Raw genomic sequence first — 25,813 nt, 5'->3', positions numbered from 1 at the left:
TGCGGTCTGTCGGCCATGCCCGCGGTCGCAGAGCAGACCCCGCAACCGATTGCCGTGCCGTCAGGACTGCAAATCGCGCTGGCTGACGTGATCATGGACTTGCCTGCGCAGATCGCGCGGTTCCGGTTCCTGTCACCGGCGCTTGCGGGGGGTGATGACGCAGTGACGTTCACGGAGGTCGTGGACGATCTGACGTGGTTGTGCGACGTGGTTGTTGTCCCGGCCCTGCGGCAGCAGGATTGGGACGGCGACCAGATCGTGTTGTCGGTGTCGGACAAGCCAACCACATTCGGCATCTACGATCCGCAGGTCGTCCAATTTTTTCAACCCTTCCGGGTGACGGACGGGCGTTGCAGCTGGGACGAATTCTGATGGAAAAGCACCGTGGATTTCCAGGCCGTTTGCCGGGAACGGATTTTCAATTCGTGATCCGTCGCGCGCACAAGGACGGGGCCACGCCGCTGCGCGCGCGCGAACGGTTTTCCGACCGGCGGCCACCGGACAAACGCGCGGATGAAGGTTTCTTGCGTGCCCTGTGGGAGCATTTTGGCGACGCGCCCTTTGCGCGCGGCAATCTGGACGCAGGACGGCTGAGCTGGTTGTTCGGTCGGGAGGTGGTCGCTGCCGAGGATCCGTTCGATCCTGCCAGCTATGACGCGCTGCTGCGCATCGACGAGGACGTGGCGCGGGTCACTTTTCCGGATGTGTTCCGATGAGTGGAAAAGAATTTTCTGCAAACGGGAACATTTCGGCGGTTTTGCGCCTTTTGTATTTAATCGGGCTTGAGTTCGCGCTTGTGGCGCGTGATTTTGCGTCCATCTTCAAAGCTAACAGGGGCATTCTAAAATGTACAAAGCTACTTCCGCCATCGCACTGGTCGCAATCATGGGCGTTGCAGGCTGCGACAACCTCGACACCGACGCAGAGCGTGCAATCGTTGGTGCCGGTATCGGCGCTGCTGGTTCCGCTGCACTGGGCGGCGACGACCGCGACACCACGACTGCAGCACTGGGTGGCGCGCTCATCGGTGCGCTGGGCGACGACATCACCGGTCGCTAAGACATTTTCCCGCGCAAGCGGGGTTGAAACACGACATGACCGCCGCCGGGGTTTGCGCCCCGGCGGCGGTTTTGCGTTTGGAGGGATGTAAAACGTGTTCAAGAAAATTCTGATCGCCAATCGTGGCGAAATCGCCTGTCGCGTCATCAAGACGGCGCGGCGCATGGGGATCGCCACAGTTGCGGTGTATTCGGATGCGGATGCGCAGGCGCTTCATGTCAAGATGGCGGACGAGGCGGTCCACATCGGACCCAGCCCCGCCAACCAATCCTATATCGTGATCGACAAGATCATGGACGCGATCCGCCAGACCGGTGCAGAAGCGGTGCATCCGGGCTATGGTTTTCTGTCGGAAAACCCCAGGTTCGCCGAGGCGCTGAAAGCCGAAGGCGTGGCCTTTATCGGGCCGCCCGTGGGGGCCATCGAGGCCATGGGCGACAAGATCACGTCCAAGAAGCTGGCGGACGAGGCTGGTGTCAGCACGGTGCCGGGCCATATGGGCCTGATTGCCGACGCCGATGAGGCGGTCAAGATCAGCCAGCAGATCGGTTATCCCGTGATGATCAAGGCCAGCGCGGGGGGCGGTGGCAAGGGGATGCGGATCGCCTGGGACGACGCTGGCGCACGCGAAGGGTTCCAGTCGTCCAAGAACGAGGCGGCCAACAGTTTCGGCGACGACCGGATTTTCATCGAGAAATTCGTGACACAGCCGCGCCACATCGAAATTCAGGTCCTGGCGGACAGCCATGGCAACGCGGTCTATCTGCACGAGCGTGAATGCAGCATTCAGCGCCGCAACCAGAAGGTCATCGAAGAGGCCCCGAGCCCGTTTCTGGACGAAGAGACCCGTGCGGCGATGGGCGCACAATCGGTCGCACTGGCGCAGGCCGTCGGTTACGCCAGCGCGGGCACGGTCGAATTCATTGTGGACGGCGAGCGCAATTTCTATTTTCTGGAAATGAACACGCGGTTGCAGGTGGAACATCCGGTGACCGAACTGATCACGGGCATCGATCTGGTCGAACAGATGATCCGTGTGGCGGCAGGCGAAAAGCTGGCCTTTGGTCAGGATGACCTCAAGATCAATGGGTGGGCGATCGAGAGCCGCCTGTATGCCGAGGATCCGTTCCGTGGGTTCCTGCCGTCCATCGGGCGTCTGACCCGCTACCGCCCACCGGTCGAGGTCGCAGAGGCCGCGCGCGCCGTGCGCAACGATACCGGCGTGTTCGAGGGTGGCGAGATCAGCATGTTCTACGATCCGATGATCGCCAAGCTGTGTACGTGGGCACCGACCCGCGCTGACGCGATCGAGGAAATGCGGCTGGCCCTGGACGGGTTCGAGCTGGAGGGGATTGGCCACAACCTGCCATTTCTGGCCGCGGTGATGGACCATCCGAAATTCACCGCAGGCGACATGACCACGGCGTTCATCGAGGAAGAATTTCCCGACGGATTCCAGGGCGTCGATCTGCCGGCAGACACGGTGCTGCGTGTTGCTGCGGCAACTGCGGCGATGCACCGGATCGGTGAAATCCGCCGCACGCGCATCACCGGGCGCATGGACAACCATGAACGCCACGTCGGCTCGGACTGGAATGTGACGCTACAGGGCGAAAGCCATGATACGGTCATCAAGGCCGACCGTGCGGGGGCCGATGTGACCATCGGTGACCGGACCTTGCGGGTCGAAAGCGACTGGTTGCCCGGGCAACCGCTGGCCCGCCTGATGGTGGATGGCACGCCGCTGGTGCTGAAGGTGGCCAAGATTTCGGGTGGGTTCCGGGTGCGGCACCGGGGTGCCGAGGTCAAGGTGCACGTCCGCACCCCGCGTCAGGCCGAACTTGCCAAGTTGATGCCGGTCAAGGTGCCGCCGGATACGTCGAAACTGCTGCTGTGCCCGATGCCGGGGCTGATCGTGTCGCTGAATGTCGCCGTGGGCGACGAGGTGCAGGACGGTCAGGCACTGTGCACGGTCGAGGCGATGAAGATGGAAAACATCCTGCGTGCCGAACGCAAGGGCGTCGTGACCAAGATCAACGCGGCCCCTGGTGACAGCCTGGCCGTGGATGATGTGATCATGGAGTTCGAGTGACACAGACCTGGCAACTCTTGCTGATCTGGCTGGCCGCCTGCGTGATCGCCGTGATTGCGGGTTTTGGCCTGCTCAACATCATGGTGCAGGATACTGAAATCAGCTACGCGACCGAGCTTCCGCGCTCGGTCGTGACGGTGCCGATGATCTGCGTGATCGTGTTCTGGGGGGTCGTGCGTGCGGCCGGGGTCCTGCTGGAACCGGTGCGGACATTCACCTTTGGCGGGCTGGCCGTCTACCTTGCGCTGTTTGTCGTGGGGCGGGTGCTGGTCAGCGTGGCGATTGATCCGGTGTTCGTCCTGGTTCTGGTGCTGGTGATCCTGATGACCCTGGGGTGGATCGCGATCCGCGGTGCGGCGCGGGCCATGCCGCAATCAGTTGACCGGCGCTGATCCTGCGGCGCGGCGTTCGGTGATTTCGCGCTGACGCACCGGCATCTTGTCGATGGACCGTGACAATTCGCGCACGTCCCACGGGCTGGGTTTGCGCAGTTTGACCTGACCGTCCTTGCCCAGCAGCGCCATCATGAAACCGCGCGGCCGCAGTTGCAGCCGCATGGGAGACCGTGCAGCAGGGTCGGTGTCGAACAGGACCACGACGTCACGTTCGACCAGTTCATCAACCCGCGATGCCAGCAGTTCCATCTGTTCGATGAACGCGGGATCGTTGGGGGAATCGGCGAAAACCGCGACGGGGCGCGCGATCCACTGGAAATCGGACAGCATGGTCTGGTCCGCATTCAGCGGGGTTGCCGGATCGGCCAGCCAGGCGGCGACGGCATCGGTGGTGTCCGTCTGTGCCGGCAGCATGGCGGGCCAGAATGTCATGGCCGCGAGGCCAGCGATGAAATGTCTTTTGTTCATGACCTGAATATAGGTGTGCCGCGCGCCAATGCCATGCCCGCGTCGTTTTGCGCATGCGCAATAAAATTACCCTGCGGCGAAAAATAATAGCACGATGATAGCGCAAGCTTTTTGACCTTTGCGCCGCGTCGCGGCATGAATGTGCCAGAGGAAGAGGAGCGCCACATCATGTCTGACAAAACCGAATGGGAAAAGATCGCCGAAAAGGAACTGCGCGGGCGGTCCCTGGACGATCTGACGTGGCACACCCTCGAAGGGATCGCCGTCAAACCGCTGTATACCGCAGAGGATACCGCCGATCTGCCGCATATGGGCGGCATTCCGGGTGCGGCCCCCTACACGCGCGGGGTCAAGGCCACGATGTACGCGGGCAGGCCATGGACGATCCGGCAATACGCTGGATTTTCCACGGCAGAAGAATCAAATGCGTTCTACCGTCAGGCCCTGGCGGCAGGGCAGCAGGGCGTGTCGGTGGCATTCGATCTGGCCACCCACCGCGGCTATGACAGTGACCACCCGCGGGTAGAGGGCGACGTGGGCAAGGCCGGTGTCGCCATCGACAGCGTCGAGGACATGAAGATCCTGTTCGATGGCATCCCGCTGGACAAGGTGTCGGTCAGCATGACGATGAACGGGGCGGTCATTCCGATCCTCGCGAATTTCATCGTGGTGGGTGAGGAACAGGGCCACGACCGGTCCGTGCTGTCAGGCACGATCCAGAACGACATCCTCAAGGAATTCATGGTGCGCAACACCTATGTCTATCCGCCGGAACCGTCGATGCGCATCATTTCGGACATCATCCAGTACACATCCGACCAGATGCCGAAATTCAACTCGATCTCGATTTCCGGCTACCACATGCAAGAGGCCGGCGCGAACCTGGTGCAGGAACTGGCCTATACGCTGGCGGACGGGCGCGAATACGTCCGCGCGGCGATTGCGGCGGGCATGGATGTCGATCACTTTGCCGGACGGCTTAGTTTCTTTTTCGCCATCGGGACGAATTTTTTCATGGAAGCGGCCAAGCTGCGCGCGGCGCGCCTGTTGTGGTTCCGCGTGATGGAAGAATTCGCGCCCAAGAACCCCAAATCATCCATGTTACGGACCCATTGCCAGACCTCGGGCGTCAGTTTGCAGGAACAGGACCCCTACAACAACGTGGTGCGCACCGCCTACGAGGCGATGAGCGCGGTCTTGGGCGGCACCCAGTCGTTGCACACCAACGCGCTGGATGAGGCAATTGCCCTGCCGTCCGATTTCGCGGCCCGCATCGCGCGGAACACGCAGCTGATCCTGCAAGAGGAAACCGGCGTGACCAAGGTCGTCGACCCATTGGCGGGCAGCTACTACGTCGAAAAGCTGACGCATGATCTGGCAGAAGCCGCCTGGGCCCTGATGGAAGAGGTCGAGGAATTGGGCGGCATGACCAAGGCCGTCGCATCCGGCATGCCGAAACTGCGGATCGAGGAAACCGCCGCCACCCGGCAGGCCAATATCGACCGCGGCACCGAGGTCATCGTTGGCGTCAACAAATACCGCAAGGACAAGGAAGACCCGATCGACATCCGTGACATCGACAACGCGGGTGTGCGCGACAGCCAGATTGCCCGGCTGAAGGCCACCCGCGACGGGCGCGATCAGGCGGCCTGCGACGCTGCATTGGCCGAACTGACCCGCCGTGCGCGCGAGGGGGGCAACCTGCTGGAGGCCGCGGTCGAGGCCGCACGCCAGCGGGCGACCGTGGGCGAGATCAGCAGCGCGATGGAGGATGTCTTTGGCCGCCACCGGGCCGAGGTCAAGACGCTGGCCGGTGTCTATGGTGCCGCCTACGAAGGCGATGCAGGCTTTGCCGCGATCCAGAAGGATATCGCGGATTTCGCCAGTGAGGAGGGCCGTCGCCCCCGGATGCTGGTCGTCAAGATGGGGCAGGACGGGCACGACCGTGGGGCCAAGGTCATCGCGACGGCATTCGCCGATATCGGGTTTGACGTGGACGTAGGCCCGTTGTTCCAGACACCAGAGGAGGCCGCACAGGACGCCATCGACAACGATGTGCACGTCATCGGCATCAGTTCGCAGGCGGCAGGTCACAAGACATTGGCCCCCAAGCTGATCAAGGCGCTGGAGGCCGCGGGCGCGGGTGATATCCTTGTGATCTGCGGTGGCGTGATCCCGCAGCAGGACTACCAATTCCTGTATGATGCGGGGGTCAAGGCGATCTTTGGCCCCGGCACGAACATCCCTGTCGCCGCACAGGACATTCTGAAACTGATCCGCGAGACGCGCACCTGAATGCTCACCCTCGACCATATCGCGATTGCCTGTACCGACCTCGACGCAGGCACGGCATGGGTGGAAAAGACGCTGGGCGTGCCGTTGCAGCCGGGCGGCAAACACGCGGCCTTTGGCACGCACAACACGCTGCTGGCACTGGGCGACACCTATCTGGAGGTGATTTCGCTGGACCCGGGCGCGCAGCGCACACGCCCTGCGTGGTTCGCGCTGGACGCATTCGCCGGGCCGCCGCGCTGTGCGAACTGGATTTGCAGGACGGACGATCTGAACGCTGCTGTTGCGGATGCGCCGGCGGATGTCGGTGCAATCGTGCCGCTGGAACGCGACGCGTTGCGGTGGGACATCACCGTGCCCGATGACGGCAGCCTGCCCCTGCAGGGGGCCTGTCCCACGCTGATCTGCTGGGGCGACGGGGTGCCGCATCCCACAGAGACTCTGACCGACCGGGGCTGCACCCTGATCGGCTGGGAAGTGCACCACCCCCAGGCCGAGGCACTGGGCCGCGATCTGGCCCTCGATGACCCACGGGTGATCTATGCCAATGGTGCGCCACGGTTTCGTGCCACGATCCGCACGCCGGACGGGGTCCGGACGCTGGGATGATCCGGGCAGCGACCCGCGCCGATGCCGCGGCGATCTGCGCGATCTGGAACCCGATCATCCGCGAGACCGGCATCACCTTTACCGCGATCGAAAAGACGCCGCAGGCCATCGTTGACCTGATCGCCACGCGCCCCGTGCTGGTGGCCGAAACCGGTGGGGTGGTCGCAGGTTTTGCCACCTATGGCCCGTTTCGCGGGGGTGACGGGTATCGTCATACGGCGGAACACACGGTCCATCTGGCACCCGCCGCGCGGGGTGCGGGGCTGGGGCGATTACTGATGGATGCGCTGTGCGCAGACGCACGCGGCGCGGGCATTCATACCCTGTGGGCCGGGTGCAGCGCCGAAAATCCCGCAGGCGTGGCCTTTCACGAAAAATTGGGGTTTGTGAAAATCGCAACCCTTCCGCAGGTGGGCCGCAAATTCGATCGCTGGATCGACCTTATTCTTTTGACCAAGATGTTGTAGACATCGAGACATGTCGCTCTGGTCCCGAATCTCTGACGCATTGGCGGCCCTGCGCGCGGGCGAGGGGCTGGCGACGGTGTTCGATCTGTTGCGCACGCCGCCTGACAGGTCCGTGGCCTTTACCATCGCCGTGATCGCGCTGGGGGCCAAAATGGCCAAGGCCGACGGGCAGGTGACCCGCAACGAGGTCGCTGCCTTTCGCGAGGTGTTCCACATCCCCGCCTCAGAAGAGGCGCATGCCGCGCGATTGTTCAACATGGCGCGCACCGATGTCGCAGGCTTCGAGGCCTATGCCACCAAGATCGCGTCGATGTTTCGCGGGGCCGAGGGCCCGCTGTCGGACCTGATGGAGGGTCTGTTTCACATCGCCATGGCCGATGGTGACTATCACCCTGCCGAGGATGCGTTTCTGGCGCGCGTGGCCGAGATATTCGGGTTCGACGATCGCCGGTTTGCGCGGATCAGGGCGCAGTTCGTGGCCGACGCGGACCGCGACGCCTATGATGTGTTGGGTGTTTCGCCCGATGCGCCGATCGAAGAGGTACGTGCCGCCTGGCGTGCGCAGGTGCGCGAGACACACCCGGATCGGATGTTGGCACGCGGCGTACCCGAAGAGGCGGTGCGACTGGCCGAAAAACGCCTGATCGCGATCAACCGCGCATGGGAGCAGATCAACGCCGGGACCGCGTGATGCGGCTGGCGACATGGAACATTGCCTGGTTCGATGCGCTGTTCGACGATGCAGGCGCGCTGGTGCGCGATGACGGCTGGTCGAAACGCTGGGATGTGACCCGCCGCGATCAGGCCGATGCGATTGCCCATGTCCTGAAGACGATGAACGCCGACGCCATCATGGTAATCGAAGCCCCCGATACGTCGTCGCGTCGCAATGGTGCGGCGGCTCTGCGGCATTTCGCGGACCACTACGGGTTGCGGCAACGCGCGGCCCTGATCGGTTTCGCCAATGACACACGGCAGGAAATCGCGCTGCTGTTCGATCCTGACTGCGGTCGTGCTGTTCACCGCCCGCTGTCCAGCGATGCGGCCCCCCGGTTTGATCAATCCCTGTCCGTCACGCTGAACGGCGATGACATTGATGCCGTCTGGTCAAAGCCGCCGCTGGAACTGGTCTATACGCCAAAGGACGGCACGCCCCTGTCGCTGATCGGTGTGCATGCCAAATCCAAGGCAGCCCACGGCGAGACGGCGGTCGAACGGGCCCGTGTCGGGGTTGCCAACCGGCGCAAGCAACTGTCGCAATGCCTGTGGCTGCGCCGAAGGGTAGACCAGATGTTGCGCGACGATCCCGCGGCCCGGCTGGTGGTGCTGGGCGATTTCAACGACGGGCCGGGGCTGGACGCTTTCGAGGCCGCATTCGGGCAATCCGGCGTGGAAATCGTGCTGGGGACGCAGGGCAGCGGAATGCCGCTGTATGACCCACATGCGCAACTGGCGCTGGGTGGTCCGACCGCTGCGCGGCCTGCGACGGCTCGGTTCAAAGCGAACGATGGCCCCTATCTGTCGGCGCTTCTGGATTACATCATGGTCAGCCCGGCCTTGCGTTCCGCAGGGCCTGCGTGGCGAATCTGGCACCCCTTTGATGATCCCGAGGTGTTTGCGGATGCCCCGCTGCGCGAGGCATTGTTGCTGGCCTCGGACCATTTTCCGGTCACGCTGGATCTGACCATGTGATTGAAAATCGCGCGGCCGCCCCCATGTCTGGGATATGAAACATCTCATCCTCGCCGCTGCATTGACCCTGTCCGCCCTGCCTGCCAACGCCCAAGAGGCGGAGGCGGAGGCCGATACCGGCGGGCGCGATCTGATCGAGGAGGGGGCCAAGCTGTTCCTGCGCGGTCTGCTGCGCGAGGCGGACCCCGCGATCCGCGAATTGCAGGATCTGGCCAATAACGTGGGCCCCGCGTTGCAGATGCTGCGCGAGGAAATGGGCCCGGCGCTGGCCGAGATCATGTCCCGGATCGACGATATCGGTAACTATGAAAACCCCGAAATCCTGCCGAATGGCGATATCATCATTCGGCGCGCCCCTGATGCGCCCGCCTATGTGCCGCCAGAGGGCGCGTTGGGTGACGTCGAGCTGTGACGCTTGAACCGCACCGTCAGGGTCGCGTCCATCGCCTGTGCCAATGCGTTCAGGCGTGACTCTGCGACCTCGCCGAACAGGGGCCGCGCGTCCTCGTCCAGCGTCAGTTTCAGTTCCTTGTTCTTTGGGCTCCACTTGAACGTGCCGGGCTGGCGGTTTCCGTCCAGCCAGAGCATCGCACCGAACCGCATGGCGCGGCCGATGATATCCGCCTCGCGCATCTGGTCGGGATTGAGCAGCGCAAAGAGGTCGTCGAAACGGCTGTCCGGCGTCTTGCCGGAATAGCGTTTCATCAGGGCCAGCCCCAGCAGCACCCGTTCATAGTGTTTCAATCCGCCCAGATTGGCGCGGGTCGCGTTGTCAAACGTGATCTCGCCGCGATAGTCGGGATGCGCGCGCCAGCTGACATCGTGCAGCAGGCAGGCCGCCTTGATAATGCGCAGACGCTGCCAGTTGGCGCGGGGAAACAGCGGTTTGATGAAATCATACAGCAACCGGCCAAAGCCGGGCAGGCGGGCATCCTTGGCCTCGGCAAAGCGGCAGGCCTCGATCAGGGGATCGCGTTCGCGCAATTCGCGGGGCATTTGTTCGAACAACATGCCTTCGCGGATCCCGTAGGACGAAATCGCCACATCCTTGGGTTTGAACACGCGCACCAGTTCCTTGAGCACCAGCACCGCCAGCGGGACCAGCGACATGCGGCTGTCGGATATGCCGCAACGGGCGCGCAGATCCTGCAGGTCGGATGCCTTGATATAATCCGCGGTCGCCCCGATGCGGCGTGCGGTCATGCGGTATTCGTGCAGAACGGTCAGCGGATAGCCGCGCCGTTCCATGTCCACGCGGGCGATGGCGCGCCAGCTGCCACCGACCAGAAACAGGCGCATGCCTGTCTGGTTGTCCATCTGGTCGTGCAGGTCGGCCACGACCGTCTTGATGTAGGCCTTGACCGCCTTGGTGCCGCCCTTGATCTCGCGCAGTTTCAACGGACCCAAGGGCGAGGTCACACGGCGGCCAACGCGGCCATCCGCCAGATCGGCCAGTTCCATGCTGGACCCGCCGATGTCGCAGACCAGACCATAGCTGCCCGGCCATCCCAGAAGTACACCCTGCGCGGACAGGCGGGCCTCTTCTTCGCCGGAAATGACCCAGAGTTTCACACCGGTTTCGCGTTCGACCTCGGCGCGGAATTCGGCACCGTCGCTGGCCTCGCGCATGGCGGCGGTGGCGACGGCGGTCAGCGGGCCGCAGCCCATCCCCTGTGCCAATGCAGCAAAGCGGCGGATGGCGGACAGGGCGCGCACCCGGCCCTCGGGGTTCAGGTGCCCTGTTTCCGACAGGCCCGCACCCAGCGCACACATGATTTTTTCGTTGTAGAAATAGGCGGGACTGCGTGCGGCCCCGTCAAACACCACAAGACGAACCGAGTTGGAGCCCACATCGACGACACCGACCCGTTTGAGGTTCTGTGCCGATGCACCGTCAAAGAGTGGACGGCCAAACGGGCCCCAGTCGATCGTGGCCTCGGTTTCGGTGTCGGTCATTGGTCCGCATCCCCGTTGGTCGGACCCCATCAATCGGGATATGCAGGGCCGCTGTCAACGCCTGACCCGACCGGGTCAGTCGTCGTCGTGGGTCAACTGCGGCACATCGGACGCACCCGCAGACCCGCGCCCAGAGAGCGACGGATTTTCCATGAAAAACCGGTGGCAGTTGAACGCGAATTCACCATCGGCCACGGTGGCCCGCGCGAAACTGCCATCAGGCTGCATGATCCAGCTTTGTGCGACATCGGCCAGATTGGCGGCCATGATCTGACTGACGATCTGCGCCTTGACCGTGTTGTTGGTGATCTCGACCAGCGTCTCGACCCGGCGGTTGAGGTTCCTGCTCATCCAGTCGGCAGAGCTGATGTAGACCCGCGCCTTTTTGTTGGGCAGGCCCTGACCCCCGCCGAAACAGACGATGCGCGAATGTTCCAGATAGCGTCCCACAACCGATTTGACGCGGATGTTTTCCGACAGCCCGGCGACGCCGGGCCGCAGACCGCAGATCCCGCGCACCACCAGATTGATCCTGACCCCCGCCTGCGAAGCCTCATAGAGGGCGTCGATCACGTCGGTTTCGATCAAGCTGTTCATCTTGGCCCAGATCACCGCGGGTTTGCCGGCCTTGGCATAGCCGATTTCCTCGGAGATGCGGGTGAGGATCGTGGATTTGAGGTCGATCGGCGCGATGGACAGGTTTTCCAGCGCTTCGGGCTGGGCGTAGCCTGACAGGTAGTTGAAGACCTTGTTCGCATCGCGCCCCAGTTTGGCGTCACAGGTAAACAGGGACACGTCGGTGTAAATCTTGGCGGTGATCGGATGATAGTTGCCCGTGCCGAAATGTGTATAGGTCACCAGACGGTCGCCTTCGCGCCGGACGACGGTGCTGATCTTGGCGTGGGTTTTCAGGTTCAGGAAACCATAGACGACGTGTGCGCCCGACCGTTCCAGCCTGCGTGACTGGCGGATGTTGGCGGCCTCGTCGAAACGGGCCTTGAGTTCGACCAGTGCCGTAACGGATTTGCCGTCCTCGGCGGCCTCGCACAGGGCCTCGACGATGGGGGACCGTTTCGAGGTCCGGTAAAGCGTCTGTTTGATCGCCACCACATTGGGGTCGCGTGCGGCCTGTGCCAGGAAACGCACCACCATGTCGAACGTCTCATAGGGGTGGTGCAGCAGCATGTCCTTTTGCCGGATGGCGGAAAACATGTCCCCCTCGTGGTCCTGCACCCGTTCGGGGACACGGGGTGAAAACGGCGGCCACAACAGATCCGGGCGGTCGTCCAGCACCAGTTCCGACAGGTCGGCGATGCCGATCAGACCGTCGACGGCGACGATTTCGGCCTCGGTCACGGGCAGGGCGTCCATGATCAGGTCTCGCAGGCCCGTTGGGGCGTTTGCCGATATCTTGAGCCGCACGACCTCGCCACGCCGGCGGCGTTTCAGGGCTGTTTCGAATTCGCGGACCAGATCCTCTGCCTCTTCTTCGAGTTCGAGGTCGCTGTCGCGCAGCACCTTGAAGGCGCAATGCCCCTTGATGCCATAGCCCGGATAGAGCCGCCCCACGAATTGCAGCAGCAATTCCTCAAGCGGGATGAAACGATGGCCGTCACCCGGCAGGCGCACGAATCGGGCGATCTGTGCGGGCACCGGCAACAAGGCCCGCAACGACCGTTTGTCGCTCTTGCGTTCCAGTTGCAGCGCCAGTGCGAAACCTTCGTTCGGCAGAAACGGGAACGGGTGGGCAGGGTCAATCGCCAGTGGCGACAGCACGGGGAACACCTGATCGAGAAAGAAATCCTCGAGAAAGGCGATGTCGGCCTTGGACAGGTCATCCGCAGTCAGCAGGGCGATACCCGCAGCTGCCATTTCGGTGGTCAACGTGTCCAGAATGGCCTGTTGGCGTGCCATCAGGTCGCGCGCCGCGGAATCGATCAGCGCCAGTTGCTCTGCGGGTGTCAGCCCGTCCATGCCGGGCGCAGTGTTGCCCGCCTGTGCCAGTTCGCGCAGGCCCGCGACACGCACGGTATAGAATTCATCCAGGTTCGTGGCCGAGATCGACAGGAACCGTAGCCGTTCCAGCAGGGGCACGCGGGGGTTTTCCGCCTCTTCGAGCACGCGCATGTTGAAACCGATCCACGACAATTCGCGGTTCACAAAGCGGTCGGGGCCGGTCAGGTCGATGTCGAGCGTGACAGGGTCGGGAAGCGGGGAGGTAAGGAAATCAGCCTGTGTCATTGGCGCTGTATCGCGGCCTTCCATGGCGTCCGTGTGACAATCATCAGCCATGGGTCGTGTCCTGTTCCAAAAGGGTGGCCGCCATGCGGGTGCTGACGGATTTGCCGCTGGCAAGTGCGGCACTGTCCAGCGCGGCCACGATCTGCTGCGCGGCCAGATAGGACCGGTCGATGCGCTGTGCGAGGTAGCGGGGCAGCGTAGGTGGTACGAGGATCTGCCGGTCGGCAAACAGCTTCATCAACAGGGCCTCGAGCAGGGCATCGTCCGGGGGGGCGATGCGCACAGGGGTGGTGGCCTGCATCCGACTGTTGAGGTCGGGCAGGACGATACCCCATGTGCCCGGCAGGCTGCGCGCGGTCATCAGCAGCGGCAGACCGTGCGCGATCATGTGGTTGTGCAGATGGAACAGGTCCGGTTCCTGGGCCGGGGTCAGATTGTCGACACCTTCGACCACGAGGGCCTTATCGGGAAACAGCCCCGCAATGGCGTCTGACGTCACGATCCGCGCACCCTGTGTCACGGCAAAGACGCGCGACAGATGGCTCTTGCCGGCACCGCCGGGGCCTGTCAGCAGCAGTTTGCCCTGCGGCCAGCGGGCCGGGTCACGCACCATGCGAAACGCGGTTTCATTCGCCCGCGAGACAAAAAAATCCGCCGCCTCGAGCGAGACGCCGACAGGCCAATCAAAGATCAGCTGTTCGGCCATGGCTCAATCCTCTGACTTGCCACGGTAGAGCGTGCTGTGCCGGTAGCGGTCCAGTGCAAAACGCGCCAGAACCCCGATGACGGCGGCCACGGGCACGGCGACCAGCAGGCCGACGAATCCGAACAGCGACCCAAAGACCGACAGCGCGAACAGCAGCCAGACCGGATGCAGGCCGACCGAGGACCCCACCAGTTTCGGCGTCAGGATATTGCCTTCGACGAACTGACCCGACTGGAAAATGGCGTAGACCGCGATGATCCACGGCCAGTCACCCCAGAACTGGAACAGCGCAAGGCCCATGGCCAACCCGCCACCCACGACGGCACCGACATAGGGGATAAAGGTCAGCGCACCCGCCACGGCCCCGACGACAAGGCCAAAGTTCAACCCAACCAGCGCCAGCGCGATGGCGTAATAGGTGCCCAGGATCAGGCACACGAGGCCCTGACCCCGGATGAAACTGGCCAGGGTCCGGTCGATCTGGCCCGCAAGGTCGCGGATCGTGCTGACGTGATCGCGGGGCAGCATCTCGTCGATGCGGGCAACCATGTTGTCCCAGTCGACCAGCAGGTAGATCGCGACCACAGGCACGACGACCAGCAACACCACGACGTTCACCAGCCCCAGGGCCGACGACAGCACGGTTTCCAGCAGTTGCCCGCCGCGCGACTGGATCATCGACCCGATGTTGTCCAGCTGCGTGCGGATGGTGCTGCCTTCGACCAGCAGGTCAGGGAACCGCGCTGCAAGCCAGGTTTGCAGGTTCTCGAACAGGGTGGGTGCAATCTGCACCAGATCGTTTGCCTGCCGGATCAGCGTCGGGATCACCAGCAGGATCAACAGCACGAACAGGAGCAGCGCCACCAGCGAAATGATCGCAACGGACAGCGCCCGGCTTAGCCCCAGTTTCTGAAAACGGTCTGCGACCGGGTCCAGCACATAGGCAATCGCGCCACCCAGCAGGAACGGCATGATGACATTGCCCAATGCATAGAGCGCGAGCAGGAAAACGATGATGGCGATCCCCCAGTAGATCGCTTGCTGGCGCGGTGTCAGGGGCATGGCGTGCTCTTTCTGGCTGGTGCGCCTCCTAAATGGCGCAGGTGGCGTTCTGGCGCAAGCCACGCGGCGCTTGCGGCGGTATGGCGCGCCCATTACACGGATCACCGAATAACCCTTGAGTGAAGGATCACCGACCCATGCGCATGTCCCGCTATTTCCTGCCCGTCCTCAAGGAAACCCCGCGCGAGGCGCAGATCGTCAGCCACCGGCTGATGTTGCAGGCAGGCCTGATCAAACAGGCCAGCGCCGGGATCTATTCCTGGCTGCCGATGGGTTACAAGGTGCTGCGCCGGATCGAACAGATCGTCCACGAGGAACAGGCGCGCGCGGGCCATCTGGCGATGCTGATGCCCACCATGCAATCCGCCGACCTGTGGCGCGAAAGTGGGCGTTATGACGCCTATGGCGACGAAATGCTGCGGGTCAAGGACCGTGGCGGCCGCGACATGCTGTTCACCCCCACCGCAGAGGAGCTGGTGACGGACGTCTTCCGCGCCAACGTCAACAGCTACAAGGACCTGCCGCTGACCCTGTATCAGATCCAGTGGAAATTCCGCGACGAGGTGCGCCCGCGTTTCGGCGTGATGCGCGGCCGGGAATTCCTTATGAAGGACGGCTACAACTTTGACCTGACCAAAGAGGACGCGCTGCACGCCTACAACCGTCACCTGGTGACCTACCTGCGGACCTACGAACGCATGGGGCTTCAGGCGATCCCGATGCGTGCGGATTCGGGCCCCATCGGTGGCGATGACACGCATGAGTTCCTGGTTCTCGCCGAGACCGGTGAATCCGAGGTGTTCTACGACAGCCAGATCACGGAACTGACCTTTGGCGACCGCGAGATCGATTTCGACGACCGTGCGGCCTGTCAGGCGGTGATGGACGAATTTACCTCGCGTTATGCGCGCACCGATGAAACGCACGACGCGGCCCTGTTTGCCCAGGTGCCAGAGGAACGCCGTCGCACGGCGCGCGGTATCGAGGTCGGCCAGATCTTCTATTTCGGTACAAAATATTCCGAGGCGCTGGGCGCCACGGTCCAGACCCGCGACGGCGACAGCGTGCCGGTCCACATGGGATCACACGGCATCGGCGTCAGCCGCCTGCTGGGCGCCATCATCGAGGCCAGCCACGACGACAAGGGCATCATCTGGCCCGAGGGCGTCACACCGTTCCACGTGGGCATCCTGAACATGCGTGCGGGCGATGCGGGGTGCGATGCCGTCTGCGAAGACCTTTACGCGCAGTTCCAGGCAGCGGGTCTGGACCCGCTTTATGACGACCGGGACGAACGGGCGGGGGCGAAATTCGGCACGATGGACATGATCGGCCTGCCGTGGCGCATCACGGTCGGCCCGCGCGGCGTCAAGAACGGCGTGGTTGAACTGACCTGCCGGCGCACCGGCGAGGCCGAGGACATGTCCGTCTCCGATGCCGTGGCCAAAATCAAGGCGATCTACGCCGGCATCTGACGCAAACGGTGACAGGGTCCGCGCGGCGCTGTATGCTGTCTGAAAAAACGAGGCAGCAGATGACACCGCTTGTTCCTGATTGGCTGCGCCGATGATCTGGCGCAGCGTCACCTTGGCCTGTGCGCTTGCGGGTGCGGCCGCCTGTTCGCAATATCCCGCCTTTGCGCAGGCCTACCTGCAAAGACTGGCCGGTCAGGTCGACGCGCTCAGCGTCGTGGTCGGCGATTTCGAGGCATCGGCGATGCGCGCGGGGCTGACACGGACGCAGGCGCTGGACCAGATGACCGGCACACCGTTCCTGACCGACCGCCAGGCGGACATGCGCCGCACGTTCCGGCGTCATGCGGTGCTCAGCGATGATCTGGCGCGTCTGCGCGCGGCCAGCCCCGTGGGGCGCATCGCGCTGGTGACACGCGTCAGTGACCCGGCAACGGTTCAGGCGGCCTGGGCCGATTTCGAACCTGCGCTGCCGCTGACGGTCGCAGGTGCCGCAAGCGGGGCGATCGGCGGGGCGCTTGGCTGGCTGGCGGCAGCCCTTGGCCTGCGCGGCCTCGCATCATTGTTCCGCCGCCGCCCGCGCGCGGCACCGCAGACCCGCAGGGAACCCCGGCTGACACCAACTGCCGCCCGGGCCGCCCCCACGCTGGGCGGCGTTCGCAAGACCCGCGCCTAGGGCTTCTTCTGGTTTGAAATATCCCTGGGGGCCGCGCAGCGGCGGGGCAGCGCCCCATCCGCCGCCGATGCCGATCACACCCGGTTGCATTGACGCGGCCTGCGAAATACCTCCAAGGTCCGCGCGACCACCAGATTGGGACCGACCATGGCCACAACCGCACCCTTTGCCCGCTTTGAGTGGATGATCGCCTGGCGCTATATCCGCGCCAAACGCGCCGAGGGCGGCGTCAGCGTCATGACGTGGATCAGCCTGATCGGCATTACCCTGGCGGTCTTTGCGCTGATTGCGACGCTGGCCCTCCGGACGGGATTTCGGGCGCAGTTCATCGACACGATGCTGGGGGCCAATGCCCATGTGACCGTCTATCAGCAGAACGCCGTCGCGGGCACGGATATCGTATCTTACCTCATTGCAGACTACGACCAGTTGGCCGACCGGATCGCCGCAGTGCCGGGCGTGCTGCGCGCCGCCCCGCTGGTGCGCGCGCAGGTCATGGCCAACCGCGGCAACGGCAATGCCGGGGTCGAGGTTTTCGGCATCTCTGCCGACGATCTGAACGAAATTCCACTGGTGGCACAACGACCTGACGCATCCATCGGCACGCTTGACCGCTTTGACGAAGGGATCGCCATTGGCTGGGGCGTGGCGCAGGAACTGGGCGTGACCGTGGGCGACCGCATCAGGATCATCTCGCCCAATGGCGTGCGGACCGCCATGGGCACGTCCCCGCGGACCGGTGCCTTCGAGGTCGTCTATATCTTTCGCGCGGGGCTGGATCTGATCGACCGCACGCGCATTTACATGCCGCTGGACGAGGCACAGTTGTTTTTCAACCGCGACGGTGTTGCCGATGAAATCGAGGTCAGTCTGGAAAACCCCGATGCGGTTGACGTGGCGGGCCCGCAGATCGCGGCTGCCGCGGGTGCAAATGCCTTGTTGTCGGATTGGAAATCGCGCCTGTCGGGGTTTAACAACGCGCTGAACATGCAGGATAATTTCATATTCATCCTGTTGTCCCTGCTGGTCCTGATCGCCACGCTGAACATCGTGTCGGGCCTTGTCATGCTGGTCAAGAACAAGGGCCGCGATATTGGTATCCTGCGCACGATGGGCCTGACAGAAGGCTCGATCCTGCGGGTTTTCTTTATCGTCGGGGCCTCGATCGGGACGATCGGCACGCTGTGCGGCGTGCTGCTGGGTGTCGTGTTTTCGCTGAACATCGCGCATGTCTATGCACTGGTTGATCAGGTGTCGGGCAACGGTGTCAGCGGACTGGAGGCGCAGGGCTTCTTCTTTCCCGATGCGATCCTGGAGTGGGGCGACATGGTGGCGACGGTGGCGCTGAGCCTCGCGCTGAGTTGGGTCATCACGATCTTTCCCGCGCGCCGTGCGGCCCGCATGAACCCCGTCGAGGCGCTGCGCTATGAATGATCCGGTGTTGACGCTGCAGGGCCTGACCAAGGGCTACAACCACGGCAAACCGTCCGAAGTGCGTGTGCTGGACGGTGCGTCGCTGACCATCGCACCCGGCGAGGTCGTGGCGCTGGTCGCCCCCTCGGGTGCGGGCAAATCCACGCTGTTGCATATCGCGGGTCTGCTGGATGTGGCCGACGCAGGCCGGGTGCAGATCGGCGGCGAGGACGTCACGGGCCTGAGCGACCGCAGACGGACCACGATCCGGCGCAATGATGTGGGTTTCATCTATCAGTTTCACCACCTGTTGCCCGAATTCAGCGCGCTGGAAAACATCGTCCTGCCGCAACTGGCCAATGGGGCCACCGGGTCCGATGCCGGGGCGCGTGCGCTGTCGTTGCTCGACACCGTGGGGATCGCACAGCGCGCGGGGCATCGGCCTGCCGCATTGTCGGGGGGCGAACAGCAGCGCGTCGCCTTTTGCCGCGCCCTGGCCAACAACCCCAGACTGTTGCTGGCGGATGAACCCACGGGTAATCTGGACCCTGACACATCCGACCGGGTGTTTGATGCGCTGATGGTATTGGTGCGGTCCACGGGCCTGTCGGCGCTGATCGCCACGCACAACCTGGAACTTGCAGCGCGCATGGATCGGTCGGTGCGGCTGGAGGCTGGCAAACTGGTGGAATCCGGGGCACAGTAGACGCACATCAGCAGCGAGGCGCGCCATGTACCGTTTTATACCATTCATTCTCATTGCAACGGCGGCCTGCGCGCCGGACACCGTGCCGGTCGACGGCATGGCCGCGTTCCAGTCGCAATGCGCAGCCTGTCACGGGGCAAACGGGCAGGGCATGGCGGTGTCGGACGGCGTCGTAGCCCCTGATCTGACGCGCATCAGCGCGCGCAACGGTGGCAGCTATCCCACCGACTATGTCATGAGCGTGATCGACGGTTTCAACCGTGGCAACCACGTCAGCGGTGTCATGCCGCGGTTTGGCGACGGCGATCTGGGACCGATCATCATGACCGAAGAGGACGGCAACCCCGTGCCCGTCCCGGCCGAACTGCTGGCATTGTCGAACTACATCGAAACCTTGCAGCGCTAGCGCCGGGCGTAGTCCTGACCGCTGGGCATCAGGCCCGCGATTTCCAGAAACAGCTTGCGCTGGACGGCAGCGGCAAAGGTGTCGCGCCCCTCGGCCGTGACCATGAACGCCCCCGGCCCGCCGATAATGTTTTCCGCATAGAGCCGTTCGAGGTCGACGCCCGCACGGCGCGGGTTGTCGGGGCGCAGGATGGGTAGCGCATTGATGACCGTGCCTGTGGCCAGCACCGCGTCACGCGACGGCACGATGGGAGGACCGGACGAATTGGCCATGCTGTCGCCGGAAAAGTCGATGACATGGCGAAACCCGTCGATGTCGTTTGTTTCAATCAGGCGCTGCGCCTCCAGCAGGGCCGCGCCGATGGCGTTGCTGCCATAGGCGGACCGGGGGGCTGTCATCAGCGCATCGGCAAAGGCCTGCGCTGTTCCGGGGCCGTCAATCAGCATCCAGTCGGTGACCTGCACCTGGTTGGTCGCCCATTCGACATAGGTGACGGCGATGGACCCGTGCAGGGTGTTTTCAATTGCTGACAGCACGGGGCCGCTGGTGATCGCATCGGCGTAGCCCTGGCGCTGAAACGCCAGTTCATCCGCGTCGATCGACCCTGAGGCATCGGCCAGCAGCACCAGTTCCAAAGAGGTTTCTGTCACCTGCGCCTGGGCGGCAGGGGCGATCAGGGCAAGGCACAGGGCAAGAATACGCATGTTTGAAACATAAACCGCGATTTGACGCGGCGTCACTGACAATCGCGTGACGCGGCCTGCGCCGGGGTGACGCAGGTGCCAAAGCCGCTACCATCAGGTCCAGTAACCGGAGGATCCCATGTTTCGTACCCTGACCCTGACCATCGCCGCCACCCTGCTTGCCACCAGCGCCTCGGCGCAGGCGATCAGTTTCAACAACTGGACCGAACAGCGACTCAAGGTGCTGTCGTCCAATGACTACAACCAGTCCGGGGGCACGCTGGGGATCGTGTCGGACAACACGGTCAGCCTGTTGTGGACCCGGGTGCCGGATCAGATGCGGGGGGCGACGTCCGCGTCATGGAACTGGTCCGTCAGCGAAAGCGTCCCGCCCACGGACCTCGGCCGCAAGGGCGGCGATGACCGCAACATCGCGGTCTATTTCCTGTTCGCGCCGGATGCGGCCGTGGCAGAGCTGGCGGGGGCCGATATCCGCGCGCTGCTGGGCCGCCGGGATGTGCGCATCCTGCAATATGTCTGGGGCGGGAATAACACAGTGGGGTCGGTGATCCCGTCGCCCTATGGCGAGCCGGGCACGGGTGTCACGATCCCGCTGCGGCAGGCGGACACCGGACAAATGAACGTCTCGGTGAACCTGACGGGCGATCTGACCCGCGCCTTCGGCAGCGCCCCCGGCGCGCTGGTCGGCATGGCCGTCAGCGCCGACAGCGACGATACGCAAAGCATGATCCGCGCGCAGCTCAGCGGTCTGACATTGCGGTAACGCCTGCCGCCCTGCGAATTGCGCACGCCCTTTAGTCATGGGTCAGGGCCGTTGCCTGCGGCAACGGCAGCGCCCGACCCTCCCCCCGGGAGGGCGCTTCACGCCCACCCAGGGTCGGGCGCTGGTGTTGGGCTGCATTGTGAGGGGCCAAGGTCGTTATCTGATCAAATCGCAAATTTTAGCGATTGGCATTAAGATGCTGAAAAGATGCCAACTAAGTGGGGTAGGCGCTAACTCGGGCGGATTGCGCCTAGATTAATGGTAAACATACCTTAGAGTTTATTAAAATTTGAGAGTTTGTGCGCATCTATTGAAAACGCTCGTCGCGATTAAATTCCTACGGATTGGCATCCCAGTAATTAGAATTTTGGTGAAACCCTTGCTCCCCTTTTAGGTGGGGGTAGAGAAATCCGTATCTAATATGAGCCTTGTTTTTCGCAATGGGGAGCGGCCAGTAGAATTGGATTAGGTACGAGACAGTGGAAAGTATTACAATAGTTGATGATACATAAATGTATCTTTCAAACAAAGGAGTATTTTGTGAGGTGGCGCCGGATATAGATATATTTGCTAGCATCACGACAACGACAACGAATGCGGAAAACGATATAAAAAGCGGGCAAAAAAATGTTCCGATCATTATGAATCGGTTCGATCTTTTCGGATACGAGAAATGGCCATTCCTTATAGGTGATGCGAGATCAACCTGCTCGGCACTAAAGGTAAATAGTTGACCGGCTCCAAAGTCACTATTTTTAAATATTTCCCGCTGAATTTTGTTTTTCGCGAAAAGTATAACTATACTTGAATTTACCTGCATCATCAGCAGGAAGAATGAGATTGAGGATATAAAAGTGAGGTAGGACTTTGGGATATCAATGTTAGACAAAGAAAGTGCTACGTTTTGTGTGGGGGGCGGTGATGTGATAAGCGTCAAGGCGCTAATCAAAAACAGAAATCCATATTTTGAAGAATTTGATATAATTTGTTTTTCTTGTGAAGAAATCTTGGAGAATATTTGATCGCGTTTGTCATCACTTCTATATTTCCGCGCAGATCGATAAAGCTCATGTACGGCGAAGTTTAGTAATGAGAATCGCGCGGTTTTAGGTTTCACCTGACAGCCTCAAACATCCAACTCCTCCACGAACTGCGCGTTCTCCTGAATGAACTGGAAACGCAGTTCCGGCTTCTTGCCCATCAGACGTTCCACCAGATCAGCCGTCCCGCCGGGTTCCACATCGTCCACCGTCACGCGGATCAGTTTGCGGGTGGCGGGGTCCATGGTGGTCTCTTTGAGGTCCTTGGCATCCATCTCGCCCAGACCCTTGAACCGCTGCACGTCGATCTTGCCCTTGCCGCCCAGGCCCTTTTCCATCGCGCGGTCCTTTTCCGCGTCGGACGCCACATACAGCCGTTTCGGCCCCTGCGTCAGACGATAGAGAGGCGGGCAGGCCAGATACAGGTGCCCGTTGTCGATCAGCGGGCGCATCTGACTGAAAAAGAACGTCATCAGCAGCGCCGCGATATGGGCACCGTCAACGTCGGCGTCGGTCATGATGATGATTTTCTCATACCGCAGATCGTCGAGGTTGAATTTGCTGCCCATGCCGCAGCCCAGCGCCTCGCACAGGTCGTTGATTTCGGCGTTGGTCGTCAGCTTGCCCGATGCGGCACCCAGCACGTTCAGGATTTTCCCCTTCAACGGCAACAGCGCCTGCGTCTTGCGGTCGCGCGCGCCCTTGCCCGACCCGCCGGCGCTGTCGCCCTCGACGATGAACAGCTCTGTCCCTTCGCGCGTCTTGGACGTGCAGTCGGTCAGTTTGCCGGGCAGGCGCAGTTTTTTCGTGGCCGATTTGCGCGAGGTTTCCTTTTCCTGTTTGCGGCGCAGGCGTTCTTCGGCCCGCAGGATCAGGAAATCGAGGATCGCGCCCGCCGATTTGGTGTCGGCGGCCAGCCAGTTGTCGAAATGGTCCGACACGGCGGCGTTGACCATGCGTTGCGCGTCCGTCGTGGCCAGACGGTCCTTGGTCTGGCCCACGAATTCGGGTTCGCGGATGAAACACGACACCAGCGCGCAGCCGCCCACGATCAGATCCTCGCGGGTGATGGTCGCGGCCTTTCGGTTGTTGGTCAGCTCGCCATAGGATTTGATCCCCTTGAGGATCGCGTTCCAGAACCCGACCTCGTGGGTGCCGCCCTCTGGCGTGGGGACGGTGTTGCAGTAGGACTGGATGAACCCGTCCCGCGCGGGGGTCCAGTTGATCGCCCATTCGACCTTGCCCGGGACGCCGAATTTTTCGGTGAAATCCACGGTGCCAGCAAAGGGGCGTTCGGAATAGGTGGTCGATCCGGTCAGCGTCTCGTTGAGGTAATCGGACAAGCCACCGGGGAATTTGAACGTGGCCGCGGCGGGCGTTTCGCCGTCGTCGATTTCGGTTTTCCAGCGGATTTCGACACCGCTGAACAGATAGGCCTTGGACCGGGCCATCTGGAACAGGCGTTTGGGTTTCAGTTGCAGCTTGCCAAAGATTTCTTCGTCCGGGTGGAACGTGACGGCGGTGCCGCGCCGGTTGGGGGCGGCCCCCACCTTTTGCAGTTTTCCCTGCGGGACTCCGCGCGAGAATTCCATCGCAAAGAGTTCCTTGTTGCGCGCGACCTCGACCCGCAAGTGGTCGGACAGAGCGTTGACAACCGAGGACCCGACGCCGTGCAGACCGCCCGATGTCTGGTAGCTGTCGCCGGAAAACTTGCCGCCCGCGTTCAGCGTGCAAAAGATGATTTCCAGCGCGGATTTGCTGGGGTCCTTGGGGTGCGGATCGGTGGGGATGCCGCGCCCGTTGTCGCGTACGCTGACGTGGCCATTGGCGTGCAGTTCGATCTCGATCCAGGTGGCGTGGCCGGCGACGGCCTCGTCCATCGAGTTGTCGACGATTTCGGCCACCATGTGGTGCAGCGCGCGGTCGTCCTTGCCGCCGATATACATGCCCGGCCGCAGGCGGACATGTTCCATGTCCTCCAGCACCTGGATGGATGAGGCGTCATAGGTGGACGGCGTCTGGCCGGACAGAAGATCGGACATGGCAGGCTGCTCTTTGCTTTGGTTTCGCCCATACTAGGTTGGTGGGCGCGTCGCAGCAATGGGCAGCCTGCCGGTGATTATTCGCCCGCGCGTTTCGTCTCGAACGTCAGGCCCGCGGCGGTGCGGTTCGGGAAACCGGTCCAATAGGTATCGGCCTGCGTGGGCGTGCCTGCATCGTCACGGTCCCAGACACCGTCCTGCGCGTTGGGCACCAGGTCGAAATAGGCGCTGCGGTCGATCCCCTTGAGGTGCTGGTCGAGCCATGCGGTGACGAAATGCTGAGTGATGTTGTTCATCCGCACGTTGTCCCAGACCGCATCGCCGTAGTGACCAAAGGTCGGTTCGCCAGTCGCTGGCGAGGGTGCATAGCTTTCGGCGGGGGCGGGCATCGGGGCACCTGCATTGTGGTTGGCGGACTGGAACGTCAGCAGGTGGCGGTCGGTGCCTGTGGCGTCGTCAAAGATTCCGCGCATCGCGTCATAGATCGACACATCGTCGATTTCGCCCGCGATCAGCATCAGCGGGCTGTCGATCCCGGCCAGCGTGTCGGGGCTGAAAAACCCGGAATTGTTGCCCCAGGGGCCGATGGCGACATAGGCCTTGATCCGGTCGTCGGACAGGCTGGCGTGGCTGTCGCTGCCCGACAGGTTGCGTGCCAGCAATTGCTGCGGCGGGCTGTAGCCGAAATCGAGGCTCTCTTGGGTCACGCCGGCACCCGCGTAGATCAGCGCACCATAGCCCCCCATGGAATAGCCCACCACGGCGGCATTGCCGTCCTGCACCAGCGCGCCCAGATCATCGTCCAGCGATTCCATCTGGTCGACGACGAAACGCTGGTCCCAAGGGCGGTTATACAGCGTCGATCCAAAGGCGGACTGGTCGGAATAGGTGCTGTCGGTATGGTCGATCGACGCCACGACATAGCCCTTGGACGCGATGTTTTCGCCCAGATGCGCCATCAGGAACCTGTTGCCCGGATAGCCGTGCGAAATGATGACCAGCGGATAGGTGTCGTCCGCGGCAGAGGCTGCATCGCGTGCGGCGCGTCCTGTCAGGGTGGTCTGGGTCACGCCGTCCCGCAGGACAGTATCATAGGTGCCGCCGGGCGTGGTCCCGTCTGCTGCGGGATACCAGACCTCGACCGTCAGGGGGCGATCATAGCGGGCGACCTCGCCCTCCGCACCCGTATTCAGGATATCGACCTGGTCGGGGTTGGTGAAGGTCAGTGTCCGCACACCGACGACATGCTCGCCGATGGCCGCCAGTTCGGGCGCGTCGGGGCGCACGATATCAATGCGGTTCTCGGCCACGGCGGGCAGGGCGGTCATGGCGGCGACCATTGCGGGAAACATGCGTGTCATCATCGGGCCTTTCATCGGGGCTTGTCTGTCTGTCCTGCCGCCACGATGCGACGTGATGCGGCATTGTGGAAGTGCAAAAATGAAATTCCAATCCACTATGCGGAATTTGGCCCGGTGGGCGATCGTATCTTGAGGCGCGCGGATGATGTGACGGGGGCGCTGCAGGTGGCCATGCGTGCAGGCGATCTGTT

The 25,813-nt window shown here is 62.7% G+C and carries 25 protein-coding genes; 17 read left to right on the top strand and 8 right to left on the bottom strand.

Going from position 1 to position 25,813, the window contains the following annotated elements; all coding sequences use genetic code 11:
• Positions 1-15: 15 nt before the first annotated feature.
• The 5 genes from AN189_RS13775 (at position 16) to AN189_RS13755 (ending at position 3,543) form a co-directional block, all read left to right on the top strand.
• A complete protein-coding gene (locus tag AN189_RS13775) occupies positions 16-372 on the top strand; it encodes a DUF6497 family protein (RefSeq protein ID WP_056036891.1) in 357 nt (118 codons plus the stop codon).
• The gene (locus AN189_RS13770; RefSeq protein WP_056036888.1) at positions 372-716 is read left to right on the top strand and encodes a hypothetical protein; all 345 of its coding nucleotides are present in this window, start codon (positions 372-374) and stop codon (positions 714-716) included. Before AN189_RS13775 ends, AN189_RS13770 begins: the two co-directional genes overlap by 1 nt.
• Positions 717-846: 130 nt before the next feature.
• Positions 847-1,059 (top strand): hypothetical protein, encoded by a 213-nt coding sequence (locus tag AN189_RS13765; protein ID WP_056036885.1) that lies wholly within the window; start codon positions 847-849, stop codon positions 1,057-1,059.
• A 94-nt stretch (positions 1,060-1,153) separates the two neighbouring features.
• Complete coding sequence (locus AN189_RS13760) at positions 1,154-3,151, top strand: acetyl/propionyl/methylcrotonyl-CoA carboxylase subunit alpha (protein ID WP_056036881.1); 1,998 nt, start codon at positions 1,154-1,156, stop codon at positions 3,149-3,151.
• Positions 3,148-3,543 carry a hypothetical protein gene (locus AN189_RS13755; protein WP_056036878.1) on the top strand — a complete coding sequence of 132 codons (396 nt, stop codon included), beginning with the start codon at positions 3,148-3,150 and terminating at the stop codon, positions 3,541-3,543. Before AN189_RS13760 ends, AN189_RS13755 begins: the two co-directional genes overlap by 4 nt.
• Here AN189_RS13755 and AN189_RS13750 read toward each other — a convergent pair.
• Positions 3,526-4,014, bottom strand: coding sequence for a DUF4174 domain-containing protein (locus tag AN189_RS13750; protein ID WP_083484417.1), 489 nt, complete (start codon positions 4,012-4,014; stop codon positions 3,526-3,528). The genes AN189_RS13755 and AN189_RS13750 overlap by 18 nt on opposite strands.
• A 168-nt stretch (positions 4,015-4,182) precedes the next feature.
• Between AN189_RS13750 and scpA the strand changes: the two genes are divergently transcribed.
• Genes scpA through AN189_RS13720 form a run of 6 tightly spaced genes read left to right on the top strand, consistent with a single transcriptional unit; the run spans position 4,183 to position 9,486 of the window.
• Positions 4,183-6,309: a methylmalonyl-CoA mutase gene (scpA, locus tag AN189_RS13745; protein ID WP_056036983.1), complete on the top strand. Its 2,127-nt coding sequence runs from the start codon at positions 4,183-4,185 to the stop codon at positions 6,307-6,309.
• A complete protein-coding gene (locus tag AN189_RS13740) occupies positions 6,310-6,915 on the top strand; it encodes a VOC family protein (protein WP_056036875.1) in 606 nt (201 codons plus the stop codon).
• Positions 6,912-7,382: a GNAT family N-acetyltransferase gene (locus AN189_RS13735; protein ID WP_056036872.1), complete on the top strand. Its 471-nt coding sequence runs from the start codon at positions 6,912-6,914 to the stop codon at positions 7,380-7,382. Before AN189_RS13740 ends, AN189_RS13735 begins: the two co-directional genes overlap by 4 nt.
• A gap of 10 nt (positions 7,383-7,392) precedes the next feature.
• Positions 7,393-8,073 carry a molecular chaperone DjiA gene (locus tag AN189_RS13730; protein WP_056036870.1) on the top strand — a complete coding sequence of 227 codons (681 nt, stop codon included), beginning with the start codon at positions 7,393-7,395 and terminating at the stop codon, positions 8,071-8,073.
• The gene (locus AN189_RS13725; RefSeq protein WP_367379443.1) at positions 8,043-9,074 is read left to right on the top strand and encodes an endonuclease/exonuclease/phosphatase family protein; all 1,032 of its coding nucleotides are present in this window, start codon (positions 8,043-8,045) and stop codon (positions 9,072-9,074) included. Before AN189_RS13730 ends, AN189_RS13725 begins: the two co-directional genes overlap by 31 nt.
• Before the next feature lie 34 nt (positions 9,075-9,108).
• Positions 9,109-9,486, top strand: coding sequence for a hypothetical protein (locus AN189_RS13720; protein ID WP_056036863.1), 378 nt, complete (start codon positions 9,109-9,111; stop codon positions 9,484-9,486).
• Here the strand turns inward: AN189_RS13720 and AN189_RS13715 are convergent.
• The 4 genes from AN189_RS13715 to AN189_RS13700 all read right to left on the bottom strand — a co-directional run bounded on the left by AN189_RS13715 (position 9,444) and on the right by AN189_RS13700 (position 15,039).
• Positions 9,444-11,030, bottom strand: a complete 1,587-nt coding sequence (locus AN189_RS13715) for a Ppx/GppA family phosphatase (protein WP_056036860.1) — start codon at positions 11,028-11,030, stop codon at positions 9,444-9,446. The genes AN189_RS13720 and AN189_RS13715 overlap by 43 nt on opposite strands.
• Before the next feature lie 75 nt (positions 11,031-11,105).
• Entirely contained in the window at positions 11,106-13,271 is a 2,166-nt protein-coding gene (locus AN189_RS13710; RefSeq protein ID WP_056036981.1) for an RNA degradosome polyphosphate kinase, read from the bottom strand.
• A gap of 43 nt (positions 13,272-13,314) precedes the next feature.
• Entirely contained in the window at positions 13,315-13,977 is a 663-nt protein-coding gene (locus AN189_RS13705; protein ID WP_056036857.1) for a hypothetical protein, read from the bottom strand.
• A gap of 3 nt (positions 13,978-13,980) precedes the next feature.
• The gene (locus AN189_RS13700) at positions 13,981-15,039 is read right to left on the bottom strand and encodes an AI-2E family transporter (RefSeq protein ID WP_056036854.1); all 1,059 of its coding nucleotides are present in this window, start codon (positions 15,037-15,039) and stop codon (positions 13,981-13,983) included.
• Between the two features lie 137 nt (positions 15,040-15,176).
• Here AN189_RS13700 and proS point away from each other — a divergent pair, with 137 nt between their 5' ends.
• From proS to AN189_RS13675, 5 genes are all read left to right on the top strand, one after another.
• Entirely contained in the window at positions 15,177-16,514 is a 1,338-nt protein-coding gene (gene proS, locus AN189_RS13695; RefSeq protein ID WP_056036853.1) for a proline--tRNA ligase, read from the top strand.
• 91 nt (positions 16,515-16,605) lie between these two features.
• Entirely contained in the window at positions 16,606-17,187 is a 582-nt protein-coding gene (locus AN189_RS13690) for a DUF2937 family protein (RefSeq protein ID WP_056036852.1), read from the top strand.
• Between the two features lie 147 nt (positions 17,188-17,334).
• Positions 17,335-18,621 carry an ABC transporter permease gene (locus AN189_RS13685; protein WP_056036846.1) on the top strand — a complete coding sequence of 429 codons (1,287 nt, stop codon included), beginning with the start codon at positions 17,335-17,337 and terminating at the stop codon, positions 18,619-18,621.
• Positions 18,614-19,306: an ABC transporter ATP-binding protein gene (locus AN189_RS13680; RefSeq protein WP_056036845.1), complete on the top strand. Its 693-nt coding sequence runs from the start codon at positions 18,614-18,616 to the stop codon at positions 19,304-19,306. Before AN189_RS13685 ends, AN189_RS13680 begins: the two co-directional genes overlap by 8 nt.
• Before the next feature lie 25 nt (positions 19,307-19,331).
• Complete coding sequence (locus AN189_RS13675) at positions 19,332-19,712, top strand: cytochrome c (protein ID WP_056036843.1); 381 nt, start codon at positions 19,332-19,334, stop codon at positions 19,710-19,712.
• On the opposite strand, the gene AN189_RS13670 is transcribed toward AN189_RS13675, so the two are convergent.
• A complete protein-coding gene (locus AN189_RS13670) occupies positions 19,709-20,416 on the bottom strand; it encodes a DUF1194 domain-containing protein (RefSeq protein WP_056036979.1) in 708 nt (235 codons plus the stop codon). The genes AN189_RS13675 and AN189_RS13670 overlap by 4 nt on opposite strands.
• Before the next feature lie 118 nt (positions 20,417-20,534).
• Here AN189_RS13670 and AN189_RS13665 point away from each other — a divergent pair, with 118 nt between their 5' ends.
• On the top strand, positions 20,535-21,179 hold the full coding sequence (locus AN189_RS13665; RefSeq protein WP_056036840.1) for a DUF3047 domain-containing protein: 645 nt from the start codon (positions 20,535-20,537) through the stop codon (positions 21,177-21,179).
• A 1,126-nt stretch (positions 21,180-22,305) separates the two neighbouring features.
• Here AN189_RS13665 and parE read toward each other — a convergent pair.
• Together parE and AN189_RS13655 are read right to left on the bottom strand one after the other, a co-directional pair.
• The gene (gene parE / locus AN189_RS13660; RefSeq protein WP_056036838.1) at positions 22,306-24,261 is read right to left on the bottom strand and encodes a DNA topoisomerase IV subunit B; all 1,956 of its coding nucleotides are present in this window, start codon (positions 24,259-24,261) and stop codon (positions 22,306-22,308) included.
• Between the two features lie 77 nt (positions 24,262-24,338).
• Positions 24,339-25,625, bottom strand: coding sequence for an alpha/beta fold hydrolase (locus AN189_RS13655; protein ID WP_056036975.1), 1,287 nt, complete (start codon positions 25,623-25,625; stop codon positions 24,339-24,341).
• Between the last annotated feature and the right edge of the window lie 188 nt (positions 25,626-25,813).

This window comes from Loktanella sp. 3ANDIMAR09, assembly GCF_001420005.1.
In the GTDB taxonomy this organism is placed as follows: Bacteria; Pseudomonadota; Alphaproteobacteria; order Rhodobacterales; family Rhodobacteraceae; genus Loktanella.
This window is presented reverse-complemented; position numbering and strand designations above follow the sequence as displayed.

Excerpts from the sequence above, each read along its gene's own strand:
- proS (WP_056036853.1), top strand. The coding sequence starts at position 15,177 with ATGCGCATGTCCCGCTATTTCCTGCCCGTCCTCAAGGAAACCCCGCGC.
- AN189_RS13720 (WP_056036863.1), top strand. The coding sequence starts at position 9,109 with ATGAAACATCTCATCCTCGCCGCTGCATTGACCCTGTCCGCCCTGCCT.
- AN189_RS13675 (WP_056036843.1), top strand. The coding sequence starts at position 19,332 with ATGTACCGTTTTATACCATTCATTCTCATTGCAACGGCGGCCTGCGCG.
- AN189_RS13665 (WP_056036840.1), top strand. The coding sequence starts at position 20,535 with ATGTTTCGTACCCTGACCCTGACCATCGCCGCCACCCTGCTTGCCACC.
- AN189_RS13680 (WP_056036845.1), top strand. The coding sequence starts at position 18,614 with ATGAATGATCCGGTGTTGACGCTGCAGGGCCTGACCAAGGGCTACAAC.
- AN189_RS13740 (WP_056036875.1), top strand. The coding sequence starts at position 6,310 with ATGCTCACCCTCGACCATATCGCGATTGCCTGTACCGACCTCGACGCA.
- scpA (WP_056036983.1), top strand. The coding sequence starts at position 4,183 with ATGTCTGACAAAACCGAATGGGAAAAGATCGCCGAAAAGGAACTGCGC.
- AN189_RS13715 (WP_056036860.1), bottom strand. The coding sequence starts at position 11,030 with ATGACCGACACCGAAACCGAGGCCACGATCGACTGGGGCCCGTTTGGC.
- AN189_RS13750 (WP_083484417.1), bottom strand. The coding sequence starts at position 4,014 with ATGAACAAAAGACATTTCATCGCTGGCCTCGCGGCCATGACATTCTGG.
- AN189_RS13670 (WP_056036979.1), bottom strand. The coding sequence starts at position 20,416 with ATGCGTATTCTTGCCCTGTGCCTTGCCCTGATCGCCCCTGCCGCCCAG.
- AN189_RS13705 (WP_056036857.1), bottom strand. The coding sequence starts at position 13,977 with ATGGCCGAACAGCTGATCTTTGATTGGCCTGTCGGCGTCTCGCTCGAG.
- AN189_RS13655 (WP_056036975.1), bottom strand. The coding sequence starts at position 25,625 with ATGATGACACGCATGTTTCCCGCAATGGTCGCCGCCATGACCGCCCTG.
- AN189_RS13770 (WP_056036888.1), top strand. The coding sequence starts at position 372 with ATGGAAAAGCACCGTGGATTTCCAGGCCGTTTGCCGGGAACGGATTTT.
- AN189_RS13685 (WP_056036846.1), top strand. The coding sequence starts at position 17,335 with ATGGCCACAACCGCACCCTTTGCCCGCTTTGAGTGGATGATCGCCTGG.
- parE (WP_056036838.1), bottom strand. The coding sequence starts at position 24,261 with ATGTCCGATCTTCTGTCCGGCCAGACGCCGTCCACCTATGACGCCTCA.
- AN189_RS13735 (WP_056036872.1), top strand. The coding sequence starts at position 6,912 with ATGATCCGGGCAGCGACCCGCGCCGATGCCGCGGCGATCTGCGCGATC.
- AN189_RS13710 (WP_056036981.1), bottom strand. The coding sequence starts at position 13,271 with ATGACACAGGCTGATTTCCTTACCTCCCCGCTTCCCGACCCTGTCACG.
- AN189_RS13765 (WP_056036885.1), top strand. The coding sequence starts at position 847 with ATGTACAAAGCTACTTCCGCCATCGCACTGGTCGCAATCATGGGCGTT.
- AN189_RS13730 (WP_056036870.1), top strand. The coding sequence starts at position 7,393 with ATGTCGCTCTGGTCCCGAATCTCTGACGCATTGGCGGCCCTGCGCGCG.
- AN189_RS13700 (WP_056036854.1), bottom strand. The coding sequence starts at position 15,039 with ATGCCCCTGACACCGCGCCAGCAAGCGATCTACTGGGGGATCGCCATC.
- AN189_RS13725 (WP_367379443.1), top strand. The coding sequence starts at position 8,043 with ATGGGAGCAGATCAACGCCGGGACCGCGTGATGCGGCTGGCGACATGG.
- AN189_RS13775 (WP_056036891.1), top strand. The coding sequence starts at position 16 with ATGCCCGCGGTCGCAGAGCAGACCCCGCAACCGATTGCCGTGCCGTCA.
- AN189_RS13690 (WP_056036852.1), top strand. The coding sequence starts at position 16,606 with ATGATCTGGCGCAGCGTCACCTTGGCCTGTGCGCTTGCGGGTGCGGCC.